We start from the raw sequence: 625 nt of genomic DNA on the forward strand, positions 1-625 counted from the left end.
GAAAAACTCTATGAAATCTTATATATTTTTGAAATGGAGGAAGAAAATCATGGGAAATAAAGTGAAATATAACCTTAAAAATGTTCATGCAGCAAAACTTAAAAAATCAAGCGAAGGGACATTTTCTTATGAAAATCCTAAAGCAATCCCAGGGGCGGTAAGTATCAGCCTTGAAGCTGAAGGAGAATCCAGTCCTTTTTATGCAGATGGTATTGTGTATTTTAGATCTACTGCCAACAATGGATATAGCGGTGACCTTGAGATTGCACTGATACCTGAATGGTTTAGAACGGAAATCCTAAAAGAAGAACTGGATAAAAACGGAGTACTTGTAGAAAAGGCAAATGTATCAGAAACAGAAAAGTTTGCACTCTTATTTGAATTTGACGGTGATATCAATGCAATTAGGCACGTCCTATATAATTGCTCCGCATCTCGTCCGTCCATTGAATCTGAAACAAAGGAAGATACTATAGAGCCTGGAACAGAAACACTATCACTTACAGCAGATCCAAGAGAGGATGGACTTGTAAAATCAAGAACTGGAGATACTACATCGGCTGATACCTATGCTAACTGGTATAAGAACGTTTATATTCCACAGGCTAATTCTGAAACACCAAAG

General features: G+C 37.0%; 1 protein-coding gene. It reads left to right on the top strand.

What is annotated here, in order from left to right; genetic code table 11:
• Nucleotides 1-10 precede the first annotated feature (10 nt).
• On the top strand, nt 11-625 hold a 615-nt coding region (locus tag ACYU87_RS27610), incomplete at its 3' end, for a major tail protein (RefSeq protein WP_461137224.1).

The organism is Spirosoma lituiforme, from assembly GCF_054776635.1.